Source organism: Falsiroseomonas ponticola, from assembly GCF_016805305.1.
Taxonomy (GTDB): Bacteria; Pseudomonadota; Alphaproteobacteria; order Acetobacterales; family Acetobacteraceae; genus Falsiroseomonas; species Falsiroseomonas ponticola.
The window spans coordinates 279,085-292,798 of record NZ_JAERQN010000001.1; the positions used below are offsets into that span (position 1 = coordinate 279,085).

13 protein-coding genes are annotated in these 13,714 nt (G+C 73.2%); 9 read left to right on the forward strand and 4 right to left on the reverse strand.

What is annotated here, in order from left to right; genetic code table 11:
• Nucleotides 1-3: 3 nt before the first annotated feature.
• The 7 genes from JJI54_RS01340 to JJI54_RS01370 all read left to right on the forward strand — a co-directional run bounded on the left by JJI54_RS01340 (nt 4) and on the right by JJI54_RS01370 (nt 8,901).
• Entirely contained in the window at nt 4-1,515 is a 1,512-nt protein-coding gene (locus JJI54_RS01340) for a bifunctional 3-(3-hydroxy-phenyl)propionate/3-hydroxycinnamic acid hydroxylase (protein WP_226381333.1), read from the forward strand.
• A complete protein-coding gene (locus tag JJI54_RS01345) occupies nt 1,512-2,357 on the forward strand; it encodes a fumarylacetoacetate hydrolase family protein (RefSeq protein ID WP_203070202.1) in 846 nt (281 codons plus the stop codon). The genes JJI54_RS01340 and JJI54_RS01345 overlap by 4 nt, the downstream gene beginning before the upstream one ends.
• Nucleotides 2,358-2,386: 29 nt before the next feature.
• Nucleotides 2,387-3,376 (forward strand): Bug family tripartite tricarboxylate transporter substrate binding protein, encoded by a 990-nt coding sequence (locus tag JJI54_RS01350; RefSeq protein WP_203070204.1) that lies wholly within the window; start codon nt 2,387-2,389, stop codon nt 3,374-3,376.
• 96 nt (nt 3,377-3,472) lie between these two features.
• On the forward strand, nt 3,473-3,799 hold the full coding sequence (locus JJI54_RS01355; RefSeq protein ID WP_203070206.1) for a hypothetical protein: 327 nt from the start codon (nt 3,473-3,475) through the stop codon (nt 3,797-3,799).
• 296 nt (nt 3,800-4,095) lie between these two features.
• Nucleotides 4,096-6,705: a DNA translocase FtsK gene (locus JJI54_RS01360; protein ID WP_203070208.1), complete on the forward strand. Its 2,610-nt coding sequence runs from the start codon at nt 4,096-4,098 to the stop codon at nt 6,703-6,705.
• A 69-nt stretch (nt 6,706-6,774) separates the two neighbouring features.
• Nucleotides 6,775-7,326 (forward strand): histidine phosphatase family protein, encoded by a 552-nt coding sequence (locus tag JJI54_RS01365; protein ID WP_203070210.1) that lies wholly within the window; start codon nt 6,775-6,777, stop codon nt 7,324-7,326.
• A 60-nt stretch (nt 7,327-7,386) separates the two neighbouring features.
• The gene (locus tag JJI54_RS01370) at nt 7,387-8,901 is read left to right on the forward strand and encodes a hypothetical protein (RefSeq protein WP_203070212.1); all 1,515 of its coding nucleotides are present in this window, start codon (nt 7,387-7,389) and stop codon (nt 8,899-8,901) included.
• Here the strand turns inward: JJI54_RS01370 and JJI54_RS01375 are convergent.
• Nucleotides 8,879-9,265, reverse strand: a complete 387-nt coding sequence (locus JJI54_RS01375; RefSeq protein WP_203070214.1) for an MmcQ/YjbR family DNA-binding protein — start codon at nt 9,263-9,265, stop codon at nt 8,879-8,881. The genes JJI54_RS01370 and JJI54_RS01375 overlap by 23 nt on opposite strands.
• A gap of 113 nt (nt 9,266-9,378) precedes the next feature.
• On the opposite strand from JJI54_RS01375, the gene JJI54_RS01380 reads away from it, so the two are divergent.
• Both JJI54_RS01380 and JJI54_RS01385 read left to right on the forward strand, forming a co-directional pair.
• Nucleotides 9,379-10,020: a DUF4412 domain-containing protein gene (locus JJI54_RS01380; RefSeq protein ID WP_203070216.1), complete on the forward strand. Its 642-nt coding sequence runs from the start codon at nt 9,379-9,381 to the stop codon at nt 10,018-10,020.
• A 2-nt stretch (nt 10,021-10,022) separates the two neighbouring features.
• Nucleotides 10,023-10,574 (forward strand): hypothetical protein, encoded by a 552-nt coding sequence (locus JJI54_RS01385; RefSeq protein WP_203070218.1) that lies wholly within the window; start codon nt 10,023-10,025, stop codon nt 10,572-10,574.
• 208 nt (nt 10,575-10,782) lie between these two features.
• Here JJI54_RS01385 and JJI54_RS01390 read toward each other — a convergent pair whose 3' ends face one another.
• Genes JJI54_RS01390 through JJI54_RS01400 form a run of 3 tightly spaced genes read right to left on the reverse strand, consistent with a single transcriptional unit; the run spans nt 10,783 to nt 13,711 of the window.
• Entirely contained in the window at nt 10,783-11,709 is a 927-nt protein-coding gene (locus JJI54_RS01390) for a dihydrodipicolinate synthase family protein (protein ID WP_203070220.1), read from the reverse strand.
• 23 nt (nt 11,710-11,732) lie between these two features.
• Complete coding sequence (locus tag JJI54_RS01395) at nt 11,733-12,788, reverse strand: Ldh family oxidoreductase (RefSeq protein WP_203070222.1); 1,056 nt, start codon at nt 12,786-12,788, stop codon at nt 11,733-11,735.
• A 47-nt stretch (nt 12,789-12,835) separates the two neighbouring features.
• Nucleotides 12,836-13,711 carry an amidohydrolase family protein gene (locus tag JJI54_RS01400; protein ID WP_203070224.1) on the reverse strand — a complete coding sequence of 292 codons (876 nt, stop codon included), beginning with the start codon at nt 13,709-13,711 and terminating at the stop codon, nt 12,836-12,838.
• Nucleotides 13,712-13,714 lie beyond the last annotated feature (3 nt).

The window sequence follows — 13,714 nt, forward strand, 5'->3', positions numbered from 1 at the left end:
GCCATGCATCACGAGGTCGCCGTCATCGGCTTCGGCCCTTCCGGCGCCGTCGCCACCGCGCTGCTCGGGAAGCACGGCTTCCGGACGCTCGCCATCGATCGCGCGACGGCGGTCTATGACAAGCCCCGCGCCATCGCGATCGACCATGAGATCATGCGGCTGCTGGACAATCTCGGCGTGGCCGAGGCCGTCCTGCCGCACACCGCGCCCTTCCCGGCCAGCGAGCATTTCGGCGCCGAGGGCCAGTTGATCCGCCGCATCGACATGGTGCCCGCGCCCTATCCCATGGGCTTCACCCCCACCATGGTCTTCACCCAGCCCCCGGTGGAGGCGCTGCTGCGCGACCATGCCGCGGCGCTGCCGGGCGTGACGGTGGAACTCGGCACGGAACTCGTCGCCATCACGCAGGATGCGGATCGCGTCACGCTGCGGCTGCGCGGCGCGGATGGCGATCGCGTGGTCACGGCGGACACCGTCATCGCCTGCGACGGCGCCTCCAGCTTCACGCGCAACGCGCTCGGCATCCGCTTCGAGGACCTGGTCTTCGACGAGCCCTGGCTGGTGGTGGACCTGCTGGTGGAGGAGAGCGGCCTGACGAAGCTGCCGGCGAATGCCGCGCAGTTCTGCGACCCCGCGCGCCCCATCACCTACATCGTCGGCCCCGGCCGGCACCGCCGCTTCGAGATCATGCTGAATGCCGGGGAGGACCCCAAGGCGATGCAGGAGCCGGAGGCCGTCCGCGCGCTGCTCTCCCGCTGGCTCGCCCCCGGCGACGCCACGCTGTGGCGCGCGGCGAGCTACCGCTTCCACGCGCTGGTCGCGGCGGAATGGCGGCAGGGGCGTGTGTTTCTCGCCGGCGATGCGGCGCACCAGCAGCCGCCCTTCATCGGCCAGGGCATGTGCCAGGGGCTGCGCGACGTCTCCAACCTGGTGTGGAAGCTGGCGGCGGTGCGCGATGGCGCGGCGCCGTCGCTGCTCGACAGCTACGCGGCGGAGCGCGCGCAGCATGTCCGCACCCTGACCGCGCGCATCAAGAAGATCGGCCAGCAGATCTGCGAACGCGATCCCGCCGCCGCCGCGGCGCGCGACGCGGGGCTGATCGCGCAGGGCGGCGGGCGCCCGCCCGTGGTGACGCGGCAGGAGATCGTGCCCCCGCTGGAGACCGGCTTCCTGGCCGATCCGCCGCACCCCGCCCAGGGCACGCTCTTCCCGCAGCCCTTCGTCCGATACCAGGGCGAGTGGGTGCTGATGGATCGCGTGCTCGGCCATGGCTGGCGCGTCATCTCGATCGACGAAGGGCCCGGCGCCACGCGCATCAAGGCGCCGGGCGCGGAGGGCCCGGGGCTGGAGGAGCGGGACGGCATCGTCGCCGCCTGGTTCGCGCGGCATGGCGTGCGCGCCGCCCTCATCCGCCCCGACCACTATGTCCATGGCGTCGCCGCCGATGCGGCGGCGCTGCAATCCCTGCGGGCCGCGCTGGCGGCCGTGCTGCATCCCGTGAAGGAACTCGCATGAAGCTCGCCACCTTCCGCCACCAGGGCCGCACCAGCTGGGGCGTCGTCGGCGACGGCGTCATCCATGATGTCGGCGCCGTCCTGGCGCAGTTGCCCGACCTGAGGTCGGCGATCGCCGCCGGTGCGCTGGATGCGGCGCGCGATGCGGCCGCCGGCGCGCCGCGGATCGCGCTCGATGCCATCGAATGGCTGCCCGTCATCCCGAACCCGGAGAAGATCCTCTGCATCGGGCTGAACTACGAGGAGCACCGGAAGGAGACGGGGCGCAGCGTCGTCGGCAACCCCACCATCTTCACCCGCTTCGCCAACAGCCAGGTGGGCCACCAGGCGCCGCTGGTGCGGCCGAAGGTCTCCTCGGATTTCGACTATGAGGGCGAACTCGCCGTCATCATCGGCACCTCCTGCCGCCATGTGTCGAAGGCCGACGCCTTCGCGCAGGTCGCGGGCTATGCCTGCTACAATGATGGCAGCGTGCGCGACTGGCAGCGCCACACCCACCAGTTCACCCCCGGCAAGAATTTTGTTGGCACCGGCCCCTTCGGGCCGTGGATGGTGACGCCGGACGAGGTCGGCGAGATCGGCCCGCAGCGCCTCCAGACGTGCGTGAACGGCCAGGTCGTCCAGGACGCGAAGCTGGAGGAAATGCTGTTCGATATCCCGACGCAGATCGCCTACTGCTCCACGTTCACGCGGCTCGAGCCCGGCGACGTGATCGCGACGGGCACGCCCGGCGGCGTCGGCGCCAAGCGCAACCCCCCGCTCTGGCTGAAGCCCGGCGACGTGGTGGATGTGGAGATCGACGGCGTCGGCCTGCTGACCAACACCGTCGCCGACGAAAGCTGAACCCGCCAAAGCCCAGGGAGGACCATCCAATGACGCGAAACCGCGCCACCTTCACCCGCCGCGCCCTGCTGGCGGGCCTCGCCACGCTGCCCGCGCTGCCGGCGCTGGCGCAATCCGACTGGCCGCGCCGGCCGATGCGCATCATCGTGCCGCAGCCCCCGGGCGGCAACCTCGACATCCTGGTCCGCGCCATCGCGGAAGGGCTGCGGGGCGAACTCGGCCAGCCCGTGGTGGTGGAGAACCGCGCCGGCGGCAACAGCGTCATCGGCCTCGAGGCCTGCGCCCAGGCGGCGCCGGACGGCACCACCTTCTGCGCCGTGAACATCGAGGTGATGACGACGATGCCGCATGCGGAGCCGGAGCTCTTCGCCCGCTTCGCCTCCATCGTGCCGGTCACGCAGCTCGCCACCGCGCCCTCCGTCCTCGTCTCCTCCCCCGGCGTGCCGCCGGGCACGCTGCGCGATGCCGTGGCCTGGACGCGCGGGCGGCGGGACGTGAACTACGGCTCCTCCGGCGTCGGCTCCGCGCAGCAGCTGCTCTACGAATGGCTGAAGGCGAAGGAGGGCATCCAGATGGAGCACGTGCCCTTCCGCGGCATCGGCGACGCGATCCGGGAGACGGTCGCGGACCGCGTGCAGTTCAGCTACTCCGCCCTCGCCCTCGCCATGCCGCAGATCCGCGCGGGGCGGCTGCGGCCGCTGGCCATGCTGGGCGGCGAGCGGCACCCGGAGCTGCCGGACACGCCCTCCATGCGCGAACTCGGCTACGACTACCCCTATGGCGGCGCCTGGTGGGGCCTCTCCGGCCCGCCGAACCTGCCGGCGGCGATCCAGGACGGCATGGCCCGCGCGGTGCGCAGCGTGGTGACCAACGAGGATTTCCGCGCCCGCATCCTGGCGCCCAACTTCTTCAACGGCATCGGCAACACCCCGGCCGAATTCGCGGAGATCATCACCCGCGAACGCGCCGCGGGGGTGGAGCTGGTGCGCCTGTCCGGGATCGGGCCGGAGCGCCGCTGAGCGCGGCCTGCGGGGGCTGTTGCCCCCGCGACTCGCGGTGTTTGCGAACGAATCAAGAACATGCTATGGCTTGCGCAAACCCGCAGGACAGACCCCATGGCAGCCCGCAAAGCCCGCGCGCCGCGTCCGATCGACGCGGCCCTTCAACGCCTTCTGGCCCTGGCCGGCCGCGGCGTCGCGCCCGGCCGCATGGCGCGGGAGGTGGATGCGATCATCGCCGAATGGCGCGCGCTGGCGGAGGCGGATGAGAAGTTCGACCTCGCCGCCTCCCTCGAATCGCTGCGCGAACAGCTGGATGCCGGCGTCGGCGCGGCGGAGGAGCAGGTGGCCGATGTGGATGCCAGCGAACCGGCGGCGGTGAAGCAGGCCAATGCCATGCTCTCCGCCCTGGTCGCGACCCGGGATGCGGCGCTGGCGGCCTGATTCGGGCCCTCAGTCGCCGGGCGCGCGCTCCGCGCGCTTGGCTCGCCGCATCAGCGGCGGGCGCCATTCGGCGCCTCGGACCGCGTCGCGGTCCGCCTGACTCTCGCCCCCAGTCGCCGGGCGCACGCTCCGCGCGCTTGGCTCGCCGCATCAGCGGCGGGCGCCCTTCGGCGCCCCGGACCGCCTTGCGGTCCGTGGGGGCCCGCCCCCTGCACACCCCGCGCCCGGAAGCAAGACCGTGCAATTGGAGGCACTTCCGGTGTAGAGTTGTGTCCTGGGTTCAGGACATGTCGTTGATGCCGCGCACCGCCACACCTCCGGCCGTGGGCGACCGGATCGCCGCCGCCGGCCGCCGCTTCGCCTCCCCCGCCGTCAAGGCCGTCATCCGGCGCCGGCTGGCGGAGCTGCTCGGCCTGGCGCTGGTCGTCACCGGGCTGGTCACGGGCCTGGCGCTCGGCACCTATGACCCGGCCGATCCCTCCTTCTCCACCGCCACCAGCCGGCCGGTCGGCAACCTGATGGGCGCGCCCGGCGCGCATGTCGCGGATATCCTGCTGCAGGGCTTCGGCTATGCCGCCTTCCTGCCGGTGGCCTGCATGATGACCTGGGCCTGGCGGCTCGCGGTCCATAAGGGCCTGGCGCCCTTCGCCCTGCGGCTGGCCTGCCTGCTGGCCGCCCTGCCCCTGCTGGCCGCCACGCTGACCCTGCTGCCCCTGCCGGATGGCGCGCCCGTCCATGCCGGGCCGGGCGGCGCGGCGGGGCCGGTGGTGGCGGATGGGGTGCTCGGCCTGCTGGGGGACCTGCTCGGCCCCGTCGGCGCCGGCATCGCCCATCTGGTGCTGGCGGGCTTCACCGGCCTCTTCACCTTCATCGCCCTCGCGCTGACGCTGGGCGAATGGCGCCGCGCGGGCTCCGCGGCGGGCAGCGTGGCCGCCACCGCCGCGGCCGGCGCCGGCCAGGCGACGCTCGGCGCCGCCCGCACCGCCGCCGCGGGCGCGCGCAAGGTCGGCGAACAGGTGCCGCCGGGCCTCGTCACGCGTACCCTCACCTGGCCCTTCCGCGCCATCGGCGGCGCCATCCGCCGGCGGCGGGAACGGGAGACGCCGCTGGCGGAAATGCTGCGCAAGGCGGATGAGGCCGCGGAACAGGGCGTCGCCCCCGGCACCACCATCCGCCGCCGCGAACCCGTGCTGGACACGGCGCCGCGCGCCCGCGGCTTCGAAGCGCCGGAGGCGCAGATGCTGCGCGCGCCGGAGGCCCATGCGCCCCCCGCCCCCGTGCCGCCCCCGGTGGAGCCGCCGCGCCCCAAGGCCGTGGTGCCGAAGGTCGCCGAACGCGCCCCCGCGCCCAAGCCCGCGCCGAGCGCGCTGCAGGGCAGCCTCGACCTGCCCACCGGCACCTGGCGCTTCCCGCCGCTCTCCCTGCTCGCCGCCCCGCCGACCCGCCGCGCCACCGGCCCGTCCGAGGAAGCGCTGCAGGGCAATGCCCGGATGCTGGAGACGGTGCTGGAGGATTACGGCGTCCGCGGCCAGATCAACCAGATCCGCCCCGGCCCGGTCGTCACCCTCTACGAACTCGAACCCGCCCCCGGCACCAAATCCGCCCGCGTCATCGGCCTCGCCGACGACATCGCGCGGTCCATGTCCGTCACCGCCGTGCGCATCGCGACCGTGCCCGGCCGCAACGTCATCGGCATCGAGATGCCGAACGCGAAGCGGGAGACGGTGCTGCTCTCCGAACTGCTGGGCGCGGAGGATTGGGCGCGCAACACCGGCAAGCTGAACCTGGCGCTGGGCAAGGATATCGGCGGCGCGCCGGTGATCGCCGACCTCGCCCGCATGCCGCATCTGCTGATCGCGGGCACCACCGGCTCGGGCAAGTCCGTCGCCGTCAACACCATGATCCTGTCGCTGCTCTACCGGCACAGCCCGGATGAGTGCCGCTTCATCATGATCGACCCGAAGATGCTGGAACTGTCGGTCTATGACCGCATCCCGCACCTGCTGGCCCCCGTCGTCACCGAACCGCCAAAGGCGATCGGCGCGCTCAAGTGGACGGTGCGGGAGATGGAGCGCCGCTACCGCGCCATGTCGCAGCTCGGCGTCCGCAACATCGCCGGCTACAACGAGAAGGCGCAGGCCGCCCGCGCGCGGGGCGAGGTGCTGACCCGCCGCGTGCAGGTCGGCTTCGACCCGGAGACCAACAAGCCGCTCTTCGAGGACCAGCCCCTGGCCCTCGAGCCCCTGCCCATGATCGTCGTCATCATCGACGAGGTCGCGGACCTCATGATGGTCGCGGGCAAGGATATCGAGGCCGCGGTCCAGCGCCTGGCGCAGATGGCGCGCGCGGCGGGCATCCACGTCATCATGGCGACGCAGCGGCCTTCGGTGGACGTCATCACCGGCACCATCAAGGCCAATTTCCCGACGCGCATCAGCTTCCAGGTCACGTCGAAGATCGACAGCCGCACCATCCTGGGCGAGATGGGCGCCGAACAGCTGCTGGGCCAGGGCGACATGCTCTACATGGCCGGCGGCGGCCGCATCAGCCGCGTCCACGGCCCCTTCGTCTCCGACCAGGAGGTGGAGGATGTGGTGGCCTTCCTGCGCGACCAGGGCGAGCCCTCCTACATCGACGAGGTGACGGAGGTGGAGGAGGATGGCGATGGCGATGGCCCGCCGGGGCTGCTCGGCGGCAATACCGATGCCGAGGGCTCGCTCTACGACCAGGCCGTGGCCCTGGTGACGCGGGAAGGCAAGGCCAGCACCAGCTTCGTCCAGCGCCACCTCAACATCGGCTACAACCGCGCCGCCAAGCTGATCGAGCAGATGGAGAAGCAGGGCGTGGTCGGCGCCGCCAACCATGTCGGCAAGCGGGAAGTGCTGGCGCCCGGCCCCAGGGACTAGGCCCCAGGGATTAGGCCCCAGGCATCAGGCCCTTCCCGAACGGGGGCGCGCCGCCATCTCCCCGGCGCCATGCCCTTGCGCCGCGCCCTGCCGCTCCTCCTCCTGCTGCTTCCCGCCCTGCCCGCCCGGGCGGAGGAAGCGGCCTGGCAGGCGCTGCGGGACGGCGCGATGGTGCTGTTCCGCCACGCCAATGCCCCGGGCGGCGGGGACCCGCCCGGCTTCCGCCCCGGCGATTGCGCCACGCAGCGCAACCTGGACGAGGCCGGCCGCGCGCAGGCCCGGCGCATCGGCGCCGCCTTCCGGGCGGAGGGCGTCCCCATGGGCGCGGTGCTCGCCTCCGCCTGGTGCCGCACCACGGAGACGGCCGAACTCGCCTTCCCCGGCCAGGCCCGGGTCGAGCCCGCCTTCAACTCCTTCTTCGCCGATCGCGGCAGCGCCCCCGCGCAGACCGCCGCGGCGCGGGCCATCCTGCTGGCCTGGCAGGGCCCCGGCGCGCTCTTCGTCAGCACGCACCAGGTCAACATCACCGCCCTGACCGGCATCGTGCCCGCGCCCGGGGAAGGCGTGGTGATGCGCCGCCAGGGCGATGCCGTGGTCGTGATCGGCCGCCTGCGCCCCTGACCGGCCGCGCGCCCCGCCCGTTACCGGTCCGGAAACCTTCCCGCCCCAGGACTCCGGGCCATGACCCAAGCCACCGCCCGCCCCTGGACCGACCTCGATGATGCCGCCCTCGCCGCCGTCACCGGCGGCAGCGGGACCAGCGCCCCCGCCCAGGCCGGCGGCGAGGAGGAGGAAGGCGAGCATGGCGTCACCCTCTCCGGCCCGCGCCTGGCCGGGGGCAGCGTCTCCGCCGGCAACCAGGTCTCCACCAGCCTGGTCGTCCATGGCGTGACCCTGCAGGCGGGCGCCGGCTGGGGCGCGGCGGCGGGGTTCGAGGTGACGGGGACCGGCGCCAGCGCCGGGGCCGCCGCCGGCGCCGGCATCGCCGCCAGCGGCAGCGTGACGGAAGGCCAGGTCACCACGACCGTGACGCTCGTCGCCGCCGCCGGCGCGCAGGTGGCGGCGGAGGCCGGGCCCCAGGGGATCGGCTACGGCACCGTGGCCGGCATCGGCGGCACGGTCGCGGTGCGGGTCGAGACGGCGCATGACCTCGGCCACGGGACCACCGCCACCACCACGGAGGTCGGCGTCCGGGCGATGGCGGAGGCCGGGGCATCGCTCGGCGTGAACGGCGCGCAGGCGGGGGCGGACCTCTCCGTCGGCGCCTATGCCTCCGTCACCGTGGCGGCCTCGATCGGCGGGCAGCAGGGCTCCGGCACCGTCAGCGCGGGCTATGTCGATCCGGGCTCGGCGGGCGCCGGCGCGCAGGCCGTGGCGGGCTACCAGGACGGGGCGGTGACACTCGGCGTGAATGCCGAGCTCGCGCTGGGCATCGGCGGCGTCAATCTCGGCGTCAGCGGCACGGTGGACGGGCATGCGGTGGCCGAGGCGGCGTCCGACGCCGCCATCATGGCCCAGGCCCGCGCCCTGATCGCGGCGGAGGCTGCGGTGGCGGAGGCACGGGAAGGCGTCGCCGCGGCCGAGGCCGGCCTGCGGGAGGCACGCTCCGCCGCCGCCGGGGCGAGCCGCCTGGTCGATGTGCTGGAGGACCGGCTGGAGGCGCTTCCCCGCCAGCCCGGCGGGATGGGCCGCGCCATGGCCGCCTCCCTCCGCAACGAGCTGGAACGCGCCGAGGCCGTGGCCGAACGGACGCAGGACGCGCTGGCGACGGCCGAGGCCGGCTACCGGGCCGGCCAGGCCACGCTGCGGGAGGCCGAGGCGCTGCAGCAGGGGCTGCTGCGCGGCGCCTCCGAGGCGGTGACGCAGGCGGTGCAGACGATCATCCAGGCCGAGCGCGCCGCGGCCGCCGCGGCGGCCGAGGCCGAACGCATGGCGGCCGCCGCGGCGGCCGAGGCCGAGCGCGTGGCGGCCGCCGCGGCGGCGGAGGCCGAGCGTGTGGCCGCGGCCGCGGCGGCGGAGGCCGAGCGCGTGGCGGCGGCCGCGGCGGCGGAAGCCCAGCGCGTGGCGGCCGCCGCCAGCAATGCCGCCAGCAGCGCCGCCAGCACCGTCGGCAATGCCGCGCAGGGCGCCGCGAACACGGTCGCCAATACCGCGTCCAAGGTCGGGTCCAGCATCAGCCGGGCCTTCCGGTTCTGACGCGCCCGCCGGCCGGCGGCGCGGGGTCCGCGGCGATGGTGGCGGCCAGGCGCCTTGGCGCCACCAGGCTGAAGCTGCGCCGCACCAGCGCCGCCACCTCCGCCCAATCCGCCGCGCCGCCCAGCCGCACGCCGACCCAGCCCTTGTGGCCGAGATAGGGCGGGCGGAAGAAGCGGTCCGGCGCGGCTTCCAGCAGGATCTCCTGGCTGCCCTTCGGCGCCTTCAGCCAGACGCCGTCATCCTGCACCAGGGCGAAGATCCGGCCGCGGATGCGGAAGGTCGGCGTCTCCCAGGTCTCGATCTCCTGCGCCTCGGGCAGCGCCAGGCAGATGCGTCGCAGGCGCGTGATCGGGGATGGGGCCATGGCGCGATGCTACCGCCGGCGTGGCGCCGCGCGAAACAGCCTGAAACGCCCCGCGCTTGACCCGCTGCCCCCCGGGGCCGACCGTGCCGGCCATCCGCACCGGGGAAGATGCCATGCGCCGCACGCTGATCGCCGCCCTGCTGGGCCTCGCCGCGTTGCCCGCGGGGGCGCAGGACCGGCCCGCGCTGTTCCCGACGCGCGATGTCGCCGTCACCTATCGCGTCAATGGCGTGCCGGCGCAGGGCGGCGGCATGCAGTCCCTGACCATCGCCTGGCTGGCCGCCGCGCAGACCATGCGCATGGATATGGGCCCCGCCGGCTACATGGTGGCGGACCACCACGCCCAGCGCGGCTTCATGGTGATGCGGGAGGCGCGGATGATCATGGACGTGCCGATGCAGCAGGCCATGCAGCAATACGGCCCGACCGGGAACGCCACCTATCGCCGCACCGGCACGGACACGGTGGCGGGCCTGGCCTGCACGGTCTGGAGCTTCGAGGATCGCGGCAACAGCGGCACGGCCTGCATCACCGCCGATGGCGTGATGCTGCGCGCCGCCGGCACCGGCCAGGGCCAGTCCGGCGGGATGGAGGCGACGCAGGTCGCCTATGGCCCGCAGGACCCGTCCCGCTTCCAGCGCCCGCAGGGCTACCAGAGCATGCAGATGCCCGGCGCCGCCGGTGGGCAGATGCCCGGCGCAGCCGGTGGGCAGATGCCGGGTGGCCGCCCGCCCGCCGGCGCGGTGACGAAGTAGCCATGCGGGGCCTCCTCCTCGCCGCGCTGCTCTGCGCCGGCCCCGCGCTGGCGCAGCAGGCGCCGCTGACGCTGCCAACGCGCGATGTCGCCATCACCTATCGCGGCACGGGTGGCGGCGATGCGGTGACCATCGTCATGGCCTGGTCGGCCGCGCGGCAGGCCGTGCGGATGGAGATGCCGGGCATGGGCTGGTCCGTCGCCAACCATGGCGCGACGCCGCCCAGCGGCTTCATCGTGATGGAGGAGGCGCGGCGCGTGATGGACATGCCCGCGCAGGTGTTGAACCGCCAGATCGGCGCGCCGCGCGATGCGCGCTTCGTGCGCGAGGGTTCGGACCGCGTCGCCGGCCAGGCCTGCACCATCTGGCGCTACCAGTCCGGCGGGGATGAGGGGCGTGTCTGCATGACCGCCGATGGCGTGATGCTGCGCAGCCAGGGCAGTTTCGCCGGCCAATCCGGCGGCATGGAGGCCACGCAGGTGACCTATGCCCCGCAGGACCCTTCCCGCTTCGAACCCCCGGCCGGCTACCAGCGCATGCCGTCGCGCCGGTAGAGGCGGGGTCCGGGGGGCGCCACGCCCCCCGGCGGAGCACGAGGCGGAGCCTCGTGTTTTTTCATGCCCTCAGGCGCGTCGTGCCGAAGGCACGCCTGCGGCGTGACGCGCGGCCTCCGGCCGCTTGGCTCGCCGGACTGCCGGCGGCGCCCATTCGGGCGCTCGGCCGACTGCGTCGGCCGCCGGTAGCGTCCCGCGGCCGCTGCGGTCAGACCTTCGCGCGGCTGTCGTGCTGCGCCAGGCGCCCGAGCAGGTATTCCACCTCCGCCACCGCCTTCGCGCTCAGCATGCCGCCCGGCTTGCGCTGCGCGTCGCTGGCGATGATGCCGCGGCGCTTCATCACGTATTTCCGCACCGCCAGGCCGAGGCCGAATTGCTGCTCGTAGCGGATCAGCGGCAGATGCGCGTCGAACAGATCATGCGCCGCGTCGCGCTGCCCGGCCTGCAGCTTGCCCACCACCTCCACCAGCATGTCGGGAAAGGCGTAGCCCGTCATGGCGCCATCGGCGCCGCGCTCGACCTCGAAATCGATGAAGAGCCCGCCATTGCCGCAGAGGATGGAGATCGGCCGCAGCGATCCCTCCGCCTGCCAGGCGCGGAGCGTCGAGATTTTTTCCAGTCCCGGCCAATCCTCGGCCTTGAGCATGACGCAGGAGGGATTGTCCGTCACGATCCGCTTGATGACGCCCGGCGTCATCTGCACCTGGAACAACAAGGGATAATCCTGCAGCACGAAGGGCACATCCGGGCCGATCGCCTCCACCGCCTGGCGGTAATAGGTGACGATCTGGTCGTCGGTGCGCAGCGTGTTGGGCGGCGCGATCATCACGCCCGCCGCGCCCGCCTCCATCGATCCCCGCGCCAGCGCGCGCATGGCGGCGAAGCCGGGGGCGGAGACGCCGACGACGATGGGGATGGAGGCGCGCCTGATCATCCGCGTCGCGATCGCCAGCGCCTCCGCCTGGTCGAGCTTCGGCGCCTCTCCCATCACGCCGAGCACGGTGATGCCGGTGGCGCCGGCTTCCATGAAGAAGTCCGTCATCCGGTCCGTGCTGGCCTCATCCACGCGGCCGTCATCGTGGAAGGGGGTGGGGGCGATGACGTAGACGCCGCTGGCGGTGTGGTCGAGGGCCATGGGGTGGGGTCGCTCCGTGGGTGTCAGGACAGGGCTTGTGGCACCGGGACGCCGAGCTTGCCAGCCGGGCCCTCCAGCGCGGCCAGGATATGGGGGGCGAGGCGAAGGCCCCGCGCCACGGCCTCCCGCCGATGCGCCAGACCGGATTCGCCGGGCAGGCGGACTTTCTCCACGCCCGGCCGCGGCGTCGCGGCACGGCAGGCGGCCGCCGTGTGCCTGGTCTGCCGCGTGAAGGCGTCGATCCCCGCAAAGGCATTGGGGTCGATCAGTTGCAGCAGCACGCTGGCCGTCTGGCCCTTCGGGGCGTCGGCGCGGCCGTAGCCCGACAGACCCTGGGTCAGCGCCTCGTTCATCAGCGCCCAGGCATAGCCCTTCTGGCCGTGGTCGAAGCCGCCCGCGGGCAGCAGGCTGCCGCCGGCGGACAGCACGGCGGGATCGTCGGAGGGATTGCCCTCCGCATCCTGCAGCCAGTTCGCGGGGTAGCGCTTCCCCTGGCGCGAGAGCGTGTTCGCCATGTTGATGGTGGTGATGGAGGCGCTGACATCGAGCATCACCGGATCGCCGCCGGTCGGGAACCCCGCCGCGACCGGATCGGGCGACAGCACCGCCTGCCGCGCCCCATGCGGCGCCACCGCCTTCGCGCCTGGCGCGGAGGAATGCAGCACCAGCATGCAGCCCGCATCGGTCGCGCGGGTCAGATAGGCGGCGAGGCAGCCGATATGGTGGCTGTCGCCGATCGCGATGGTGACGGTGCCGTGGCTGCGCACCCGCTCCAGCGCCAGGTCCAGCGCCTTGTGCACCAGCCAGGCGCCGGGCAGGCGGCGGCCATTCCAGGTGACGCAGGCGCCGAGGTCCCGCACCACCTCCGGCCCGCCCTCCTTCCGCATCGTCCCGGCCTCGAGGTCATCGAGATACTTGGGCAGCAGCGCGAGCCCATGCGTGACGTGGCCGAGCAGGTCCGATTCCACCAGCGTCCGCGCGACGGCACCGGCCTTGTCGTCATCGAGCCCCGCCGCGGTGCAGAGCGCGGCCGCGAAGGCGATCAGGCTGGCGGGGTCGTGGCGGGGAGAGTCGAGCATGGGCGGACAGGTTCCTCGGTCTTGTCCGCCCTCACTACCACCCGTTGTCAGAACCCGAACAGCCGCGCCGGATTCTCCACCAGGATCTTCCGCCGCGCGTCCTCCCCCGCCCAATCGCCCAGCAGGTTGAACAGCTGCACCGATCCCACGAGATGCGCGAAGGAGAGATGCGGGTAGTCGCTGCCCCAGATGATCCTGTCCGGCACCGCCTCCACCAGCGCGCGCGCCATCGGCGCCGCATCGGCGTAGTCCGGCGGCGTCGCCATGCGATAGGTGCCGGTGAACTTGGCGTAGCCCCGCACCTCGTCGCGCTTCAGCACCTCGATGAACGCGCGGAAGCCCGGCTGATCCGGGCCGTCCTTCGCGAGGAACATGCCCATATGCGCGACGCTGAAGGGCACCTTCAGGCTGGCGAGGGTCGGCAGCAGCTCCGCCGTCAGCCAGCCTGGGCCGAGGAAATCGAGGTGCCAGCCCAGCTCATGGCACCGCGCCTCCAGCCGCCGGATGCGCGGCAGCATCTGGCGGGAGAAGCCATCGATACGCGGCTTCACCGGAGAATAGTTGATCCGCACGCCGCGTACGCCCAGCGCGTCCATCTCCGCCAGCACGGCATCCGGCACATCCTCATCCACATCGACGATGCCGCGGCAGCGCGCGATGCCCACCTCCCGCATCGCGTCCAGCATGCAGGCATTGTCGCGGCCATAGGCGCTGGGCTGGACGAAGACGAAACGCTCGATGCCGAGATGCGAAGCGAGGTCGAGATAATCCGCCAGCGGCGCGTGCGGCGGCCTGTAGCGCAGCGGTTCCTCCGACGCGTAGGGGTACCGACCCTCCGCACCGAACACGTGAAAATGCGCGTCGCAGGCAAGCGGCGGCGCGCGGAAGGCCGGCGGGCCTTCCGCCTGGTGGTCGAGCGTCATGAT

What these genes read in the sequence shown, in the direction of transcription:
- JJI54_RS01365 (WP_203070210.1), top strand. Translation starts at nt 6,775, where the DNA reads ATGCCCTTGCGCCGCGCCCTGCCGCTCCTCCTCCTGCTGCTTCCCGCC.
- JJI54_RS01350 (WP_203070204.1), top strand. Translation starts at nt 2,387, where the DNA reads ATGACGCGAAACCGCGCCACCTTCACCCGCCGCGCCCTGCTGGCGGGC.
- JJI54_RS01370 (WP_203070212.1), top strand. Translation starts at nt 7,387, where the DNA reads ATGACCCAAGCCACCGCCCGCCCCTGGACCGACCTCGATGATGCCGCC.
- JJI54_RS01360 (WP_203070208.1), top strand. Translation starts at nt 4,096, where the DNA reads ATGCCGCGCACCGCCACACCTCCGGCCGTGGGCGACCGGATCGCCGCC.
- JJI54_RS01345 (WP_203070202.1), top strand. Translation starts at nt 1,512, where the DNA reads ATGAAGCTCGCCACCTTCCGCCACCAGGGCCGCACCAGCTGGGGCGTC.
- JJI54_RS01380 (WP_203070216.1), top strand. Translation starts at nt 9,379, where the DNA reads ATGCGCCGCACGCTGATCGCCGCCCTGCTGGGCCTCGCCGCGTTGCCC.
- JJI54_RS01375 (WP_203070214.1), bottom strand. Translation starts at nt 9,265, where the DNA reads ATGGCCCCATCCCCGATCACGCGCCTGCGACGCATCTGCCTGGCGCTG.
- JJI54_RS01355 (WP_203070206.1), top strand. Translation starts at nt 3,473, where the DNA reads ATGGCAGCCCGCAAAGCCCGCGCGCCGCGTCCGATCGACGCGGCCCTT.
- JJI54_RS01390 (WP_203070220.1), bottom strand. Translation starts at nt 11,709, where the DNA reads ATGGCCCTCGACCACACCGCCAGCGGCGTCTACGTCATCGCCCCCACC.
- JJI54_RS01385 (WP_203070218.1), top strand. Translation starts at nt 10,023, where the DNA reads ATGCGGGGCCTCCTCCTCGCCGCGCTGCTCTGCGCCGGCCCCGCGCTG.
- JJI54_RS01400 (WP_203070224.1), bottom strand. Translation starts at nt 13,711, where the DNA reads ATGACGCTCGACCACCAGGCGGAAGGCCCGCCGGCCTTCCGCGCGCCG.
- JJI54_RS01395 (WP_203070222.1), bottom strand. Translation starts at nt 12,788, where the DNA reads ATGCTCGACTCTCCCCGCCACGACCCCGCCAGCCTGATCGCCTTCGCG.
- JJI54_RS01340 (WP_226381333.1), top strand. Translation starts at nt 4, where the DNA reads ATGCATCACGAGGTCGCCGTCATCGGCTTCGGCCCTTCCGGCGCCGTC.